The sequence below is a fragment of the Variovorax sp. P4_D9 genome (assembly GCF_056401695.1).
On record NZ_JBFUIU010000474.1, the window covers coordinates 1 to 7081 of the forward strand.

A 7081-nucleotide genomic window follows, 5' to 3' on the forward strand; every position below is an offset into this window, starting at 1 on the left:
GATTCGAGGAAGCCGCGCGCGCGCTGTTAGCCGGCGAACGCGAGCGCATCGGGCAACTCGTCGCGGCCTCGCCCGGGGACATCGGCGCCCATCACCACAAGCTTGCGGCGACGGCATGGAGCGCTCAATGAGCGCAGCCGACACGGCCGGCGCCGTCGACCCGGTGCCCCCGGTCGCCCCTCCCGCCAACCCCCGCATGGCGGCCATGGCGTCGAAGCCACTCTGGAAGGTGTTCCTGCTGTTCCTTGCGCCGATGCTGCTCAGCAMTATCCTGCAGTCGCTGTCGGGCACGCTCAACAACGTCTATCTCGGGCAGATGCTCGGTGTGCGGGCGTTGGCGGCGGTATCGGGCTTCTTCCCGGTGATGTTCTTCTTCATCGCGTTCACGATCGGCCTGGGCGCCGGGGCCTCGGTGCTGATCGGCCAGGCCTGGGGCGCGCGCGAACCCGACAAGGCGCGCGCGGTGGCCGGCACGACGCTCACCGTGGGCATCCTGTTCGGCCTGTGCGTGGCGCTCTTCGGCGGCACCTTCACCGAGCCGATGCTGAAGCTGCTCGGCACGCCGGCTGACATCCTGCCCGACGCCACGCGCTACGCCCGCATCATCCTGATCGCGATGCCCGGGCTCTTCGTGTTCCTGCTGTCGACCGCGATGCTGCGCGGCGTCGGCGACACCGTCACGCCGCTCTACACGCTGATGATCTCGACCGCGATCGGCATGGTGATCACRCCGGCGCTGATCAAGGGCTGGTTCGGCCTGCCGCAGCTCGGCGTCGCCAGCGGCGCCTGCGCGACCGTGGTCTCCTTCGTGGTCGCAACCGCCTGGCTGGGCTTCCACCTGCGGCGCAAGAAGAGCCCGCTGGCGCCCGATGCCGATTTCATGCGGCACCTGCGCGTGCGGCCGGCGCTGCTCAAGGCGGTGCTCAAGGTCGGCGTGCCGACCGGCGTGCAGATGATCGTCGTGTCGCTGGCCGAGATCGCGCTGCTGTCCTTCGTCAATGCCTACGGCTCGGACGCGACCGCGGCCTACGGGGCGGTCAACCAGGTGGTGGCCTACGTGCAGTTCCCGGCGATCTCGATCGCGATCACGGCCTCGATCCTGGGCGCCCAGGCGATCGGTGCCGGCCAGGCCCAGCGCCTCGGCGCCATCACGCGCACCGCACTGGTGATGAACCTGGTGCTGACCGGCTCGCTGGTGCTGCTGGGCTACCTGTTCTCGCGCCCGCTGATGGGCTTCTTCATCACCAGCGAGCCGGTGATCGAGGTGGCGCAGACGCTGCTCCACATCATGCTGTGGAGCACCGTGATCTTCGGCATGGGCGCCGCGCTGTCGGGCATCATGCGGGCCAGCGGCTCGGTGTTGGTGCCGACCGCGATCTCGGTCTTTTGCATCGGGCTGATCGAGGTGCCCGTGGCCTGGTGGATGAGCCATCGGCTGGGCCTGAACGGGATCTGGATCTCCTATCCGGTCGCCTTCACCGCGATGCTGACGCTGCAGGCCTGCTACTACCGCTTCGTATGGCGCAAGAAGGCGATCCGGAAGCTGATCTGAGCGCGGCCGCGCTGCCGATCCTGTACTCCTTCCGGCGTTGCCCTTATGCGATGCGGGCGCGGATGGCGATCGCTGTCAGCGGCCAGTCCTGCGAACTGCGCGAGGTCGTGCTGCGTGACAAGCCGGCCGAACTGCTGGCCACTTCGCCGAAGGGCACGGTGCCGGTGCTGATCGACGTGGATGGCCGCGTGATCGACCAGAGCCTGGACATCATGCTGTGGGCGCTGCGGCGAAACGACCCGGAGAACTGGCTCCGGCCCGCTCACGCGACGCTGGATGAGATGCTGGCGCTGGTCGCCGAATGCGATGGCGATTTCAAGCGACACCTGGATGGCTACAAGTATCCGGCGCGGCAACCGGTGGCCGATGCGGGCGCCGAATCACATCGCGCACGAGGCGCCCTCTTCCTCGCGCGGATCGACACGCTGCTGCAGACCCAGTCCTGTCTGCACGGCGACACGCCCGCGCTCGCCGATATCGCGATTACGCCTTTTGTGCGGCAGTTCGCGCAGGTCGATGCGCTCTGGTTCGAAGCGCAGGCGGCCTGGCCGCGCCTGCGCGCCTGGCTGGCCGCCCGGCTCGAGGCACCGGTCTTTGCCCGCGTGATGACCAAGTACCCGCTCTGGCGCGCCGGCCAGCGCGGCGTCGACTTCCCTGCTTAGGACCGCCCCCTCAGGAGGTCTGCGCGATCAATWCGAGCGGCACGACCTCGACCTCTCCGCCGGCCACGCGCTTGCTTTCCTCGGTATAGCGCTTGAAGAAATCCTGGCTCTGCAATGTCTTGATCGCCTGTTCGTCCGACGCGGCGGCAAGATGGTAGTAGCCGGGGCCGTCCCGCTCCTTCAGGCAGCGGTACGAGATCTTGCCTTTCACGGTGGGCTCGGTGTCCAGCCAGGCGATGAACTGGCGGATGTGTTCATGCCATGCCTCGGCCGTGCCGTTCTGGAATCGATACTTGATGAGGAAGTGCTTCATCGGCGGCCACCTTTCGGATGTCGGATTCGGAGGGGCGTCGGAGCGCGCGAGAGACGACGCCGCAACCGACGTCATTGGGCTCGGGAACGCGCGGACTCGCAAGACGGGGCAAGAAAAGAACGGTCGGTCTCGCAGCTATTCGAGCACCTTGTCGCGGCTCGCCATATCTCAAGTCGATACCGCCTCCCGCTCCGGCCAATACTGCGCCAGCATCCGCTGGTGATAGCAGACAAGGTTCGATCGGCTGGCAACCCGTTCCTTTTGCGGCGAAACGAAAGGGGGCAGCAACAGCGTGTGAAGGAAAGCGAAGACCGTCGCATCGAGTTCGCTCGGCCGATCGCCCAGGAAGTACGGCTTGTCGGCCAGGAAGTCGCTGGCCGCGACATAGCCGCGATCCGCCATCGCATGGATCTGCTCGATCGGTCGCCGGCCGGTCCCTTGCGCATTGAGCTGGGCCAGGGTGTTGCGCCGAACTGCCTTGACCGCCCAAGGGCGCACGAAAGCGGGCACGCCCAGCGCGCCTATGTAGTCGGCCATGACGGGCATCAGGATCGCGAAGTTCTGGTCCGGAACCCAGCGTTGATAGTAGGTGGCGAAATAGAGATCGGTCTCGAACAGCGATCGCCAGGCGTGCGCCATCGCCCGCTCGGAAGCGTTCCACCGGTGCTCGCCCAGCGGGTCGTGATGCGACTGGCGCAGCACCTCGATGATCTGCTGCGAATCGTTGAGCAGTCGACCGTCATCCAGCGTCACGGCCGGCAGCTTGGTGTTGCTCATCTTGCGCACGTTGGCGATCTGGGTGGTACACGGCAGTTTCGCCATCCGCAGCCACGTCAGCAGCTTGACGACGAAGGGGCTCAGGTCGATGGAGTTCCAGGCAGGGCCGAAGGTATGGACGATCATTCAATTCTCACTGCAGTTGCTTCGAGACCAGCAAGCCCGGAGCTGGCAGATGCTCACTCGAACACCTCGTCTCCCGTCGGCTCGTAGTGCGGCACCGCGTTCATCGTGTGCCGCAGCTTCGCCAGTTCCCAGTACATCCGCTTGCGCGCCCGGCTCTGGTTGCCGAGCGGCCGGTGCTCGGCGATCGTGTGCCACGGGTTGTAGGACAGCCGCTTGGCGAATTCCATCTGCGCCGGCGAATCGAAGCGCTGACGCGGCAGCCGCAGCGTCGCCACCGTGATGCGCGGCGAGAGTTTCTCGGGCCACAGCACGCCGGCGTTCTCGATCGGCATGAGGTGCGGATCGGTCTGCATCTGCAGCCGGATGTCGAACTCGACATCGTCGTTGGCCAGCGCCGACACCATCGCCTGCCGCAGGTAGTCGTCGGGCGGGCGCAGCGGCAGGCGCGGGATCGGCGTGCGCTTGGTCGACTTCGGCCAGACCGAATACTGCATCGCCTGGCCCTCCCCCATCAGGTAGGGCACGCAGCTGAAGTACGGCGCCTCGAACGGGCTGCTCTGGGTCTTGATGAAGAGCGACTGCATCACGAGGTCGAGCAGGTGCGGGTCGTGCAGGTTCACGAAGTAGAAGATCTGCGCGTTCTTCACGCTCTCGCGCTGCAGCGCGGCGTTGCACTTGGCGTTTGGCGTGACGAATGTCGGCGTCGAGACCGCGAACATGTCGAGCGTGTGCTGCTCGTCCTCCATCAGCTTCGGCCCCTGCACGCCCATCAGCTTGATGCTGATGCTCATGAAGCCGACATCGTCGATGTCCGGCGTGATGTAGGGCCCGGGCCCCGAGAACCGGACCCAGCAGCGGAAGGTCTGCGGCGTGGCGTAGATGCCTCGCTTCATGTTCGCGGGGATGTCCTCGTGCACCGTGAACTCGCCGCGCACGATGCCCTGGGTCTTGGTGTTGCCGCCGCGCTCGAAGCCGCCCGGCTTCCAGAGGTCGGTCATCTGGCGCGTGAAGCTCTTGACGATCGAGTCGGTGAAGCTTTCCTCGTCGGGCAAGTGCCGTTCCTCGGCGATCGCCAGCCCTTCGTCGCTGCGCCCGCTGTTGATCAGGGCGGTCGTGAAGCGTGCCAGCGGATCGCGCAGGAAGGCATCGAAGGCCGGCCGCAGCAAGGGATCGAAGCGGCGCTCCAGCCGAATCAGCGCCATGCCCGTGTCGCTCACGAAGTTGCGCCAGACGGACCCAGTGTTGGCGCTGGGCGTCGGACGGCTGGCATTCGAGTTCATGGCTGCACCTTCGACAGATAACGCAAGGCCCGCAGGCCCGGCATGAAGAAGTAGGCGCCGCCGCGCACCGTCACGAATTGCGGCAGGGCGCAGACGCGTCGGTCAGGACCGGACTCGAGCGGGATCGAGAAGCCGTCGGTCGCCGTGCCATCGTCGCGCGGCAGGTGGTTGCCGATCAGCGGGTCGCTTTCGCTGGGCAGGCCGTCGAAGCGCAGGCCCGACAGCCAGGCCGACTGGACGAACTCGAACTGGCGGGCGATGCTGGCGCCCAGGCAGATGAAGTGCAGGCCGGTGGCATCGCCGCCGGATGCGGACGACAGGGCCTGTTCGATCGACACCCCGGGTCCGTATTCGCGGCCGCGCCGCAGCAGCCTGTGGAAGCGGGTCGACGAGACCTTGTCGGCTGCAAGGGCCTCGGCGTCGAAGCCCAGCGTCCGCCGGGCCCAGGAAAGAAAGCCCGATGGGCCCGGCGGCAGGTCGGCGTTGCGCGGATTGCTGCGCCGGATGTGAGCCCCGATCGGGCAGTGCAGACCCTCGCCATCGCTGGCGTAGGTGAAGCTGTTGCGCGGGTCGTCCTCGCCGGGGATGTGCTCGCCGGTGTCGCCGATCAGCGCCTCGCCCGCCATCGTCCGCCCCACCATCGTCTCGGCCAGCTGCTTGCGAAGCACGGGATCGCCCTCGACCTGGGCGTCCATGAAGCGCCAGAAGCCGGCGACGTCCTGCTGCAGCTGGCGCAGCACGAGGTAGCTGCCATTGCGGCCCAGATCGACCTTGTCCTGGGCATCCTCGGCCCGCGCCAGGATCGCCTCGGGGTCGCGATCGGTATCGAGCAAGGGCCGATCGGTGTAGCCGCCGTATTCGTTCGGGTAGCCGAGCAGGTATTCGCCCAGGCACGAGACATTGCTGTAGTCGCCGCGCTCCTCGTCGCGCACCGGTCGCTGGCGCTGCCAGTCGATCGCCGGCTCCGAGATGCCGTCGACGAATCCGAAGGGCTCGACGCCGTCCATGTTGGAGGTAGCGAGGCAGGCGATCAGCTCGAAGCCGAGCTCGCACTGGGACAACACGCTGCGCTGCCAGTCCTCGAGGCCGCCCGGCACCGCGTAGAGCATCAGCAGCACGTGCGGCAACTGCTCCGGCGTCCCGCCCCACTGCCAGCAAGCGGGGTCGTTCGGACCGAGGTCGCCGAGGCGCCGGGCGCGGCTGGCATCGCTGGCCATGCCGACGATGAACTCGTGCGAGAAGCCCTCGACGACGTCCTGCCGCACGCCCAGCGCCTGCAGGCCGGCGCTGGTGAAGGCGATCTGCAGCGCCGTGGCCGGTGGCGGCTGCTGCGTCTTCGCGCTGCTGACCGGCGCCTGCGCGAGCCAGGCGCGCGCGGCCGCCGGATCGGTCACGCGCAGCAGCAGGAAGCAGGCCTGGGTCAGGCGCTTGTAGCCGAAGCGCACCAGGCCCTGGATGTCGTCGAACTCGACCGCTTGCGGGCTCATAGCAGCCTCAGCCAGGCCAGCGCCTGGGCGTCGGTCATCGTGTGCAGCTCGAAGCCTTCTCGGATGCGCCGGTTGCGTTCGAGGTCGGTCAGCGTGAGACCGGGGTAGGCCTTGTACCAGACCTGAGTCTGCAGCTGGTGCCGGCGCTGGTAGTGCTTGAAGCGCAGCTCGTGGCGCGCCCCGCCCTTCAGCAGCCAGTCAGTGCGCGGCCAGCCGAAGCCGTTGCTGAAGACCAGGTTCAAGCCCCAGGCCGCCTTGTTGATGAAGTCGTCCATGTAGCTCTCGTGGCTGCCGTCGTAGTTGCTGGCGAACAGCACGCGCGACTTGCCGTCGATGAACACCCAGCGCGCGAAGTGGATGGTCTGCACCCGCGCCAGGTGGCCGCGTCCGAAGACATGGCGGCAGGCGTAGTCGATCGCGTACAGGATGAGTTGCGTGAGCCAGCGCCGGAACAGCCCCGGCTTGACCGCGCCCAGCGCCGTGAAGCTGTTGGTGAGGTCGTGGTCTTCGAGGCACTGCATCTCGAGCACCGCGGCGCGGTCGGGACGCGGGCAGAACTCGGGGTCGCTCTTTTCGTGGCGGCGCAGCTGCCAGACCAGGTACGCGGCCGCCACGAGCAGTAGCGGCAGCAGGAGCGGAAACCGAAGCGCCAACAGCGCCAGCACCAGCAGCGCAAGCAACGGCGCGATCGCATGCAGGAAGTTGCGCAGCAGCCAGCTCGAGGGCGTGCGCTCTGGCGAGGTCAGCAGCAGCCGCCCCTCCAGCTGCTCGGACTGCACGAAGGACAGCAGCCGATGTCGCAGGGCCTGGGGGTCTTCCGTCTCGCCCGCGATGTCGCGCGGCACCCATGAGGCCAGCGCGCGCTGCAGCGCGCTGTCCTCGCG

Annotated in this window: 6 protein-coding genes and 1 pseudogene; 2 read left to right on the forward strand and 5 right to left on the reverse strand. The window is 67.4% G+C overall.

Annotated features, from left to right (window positions below; all coding sequences use genetic code 11):
- The first annotated feature begins 196 nt into the window (after positions 1 to 196).
- The gene (locus AC1DY5_RS35670; RefSeq protein WP_478119219.1) at positions 197 to 1552 is read left to right on the forward strand and encodes an MATE family efflux transporter; all 1356 of its coding nucleotides are present in this window, start codon (positions 197 to 199) and stop codon (positions 1550 to 1552) included.
- The gene (locus tag AC1DY5_RS35675) at positions 1519 to 2214 is read left to right on the forward strand and encodes a glutathione S-transferase (protein WP_478119214.1); all 696 of its coding nucleotides are present in this window, start codon (positions 1519 to 1521) and stop codon (positions 2212 to 2214) included. Before AC1DY5_RS35670 ends, AC1DY5_RS35675 begins: the two co-directional genes overlap by 34 nt.
- A 10-nt stretch (positions 2215 to 2224) precedes the next feature.
- Here AC1DY5_RS35675 and AC1DY5_RS35680 read toward each other — a convergent pair whose 3' ends face one another.
- The 5 genes and pseudogenes from AC1DY5_RS35680 to AC1DY5_RS35700 all read right to left on the reverse strand — a co-directional run.
- Positions 2225 to 2527: a hypothetical protein gene (locus AC1DY5_RS35680; protein ID WP_478119215.1), complete on the reverse strand. Its 303-nt coding sequence runs from the start codon at positions 2525 to 2527 to the stop codon at positions 2225 to 2227.
- Between the two features lie 168 nt (positions 2528 to 2695).
- Positions 2696 to 3430 (reverse strand): glutathione S-transferase family protein, encoded by a 735-nt coding sequence (locus AC1DY5_RS35685; RefSeq protein WP_478119216.1) that lies wholly within the window; start codon positions 3428 to 3430, stop codon positions 2696 to 2698.
- Positions 3431 to 3483: 53 nt separating this feature from the next.
- Entirely contained in the window at positions 3484 to 4710 is a 1227-nt protein-coding gene (locus tag AC1DY5_RS35690) for a catalase family protein (RefSeq protein ID WP_478119217.1), read from the reverse strand.
- Entirely contained in the window at positions 4707 to 6197 is a 1491-nt protein-coding gene (locus AC1DY5_RS35695; protein WP_478119218.1) for a Dyp-type peroxidase, read from the reverse strand. Before AC1DY5_RS35695 ends, AC1DY5_RS35690 begins: the two co-directional genes overlap by 4 nt.
- Positions 6194 to 7081 (reverse strand): annotated as a pseudogene (locus AC1DY5_RS35700) (hypothetical protein); the annotation flags it as partial. The pseudogene AC1DY5_RS35700 and the gene AC1DY5_RS35695, both read right to left, overlap by 4 nt.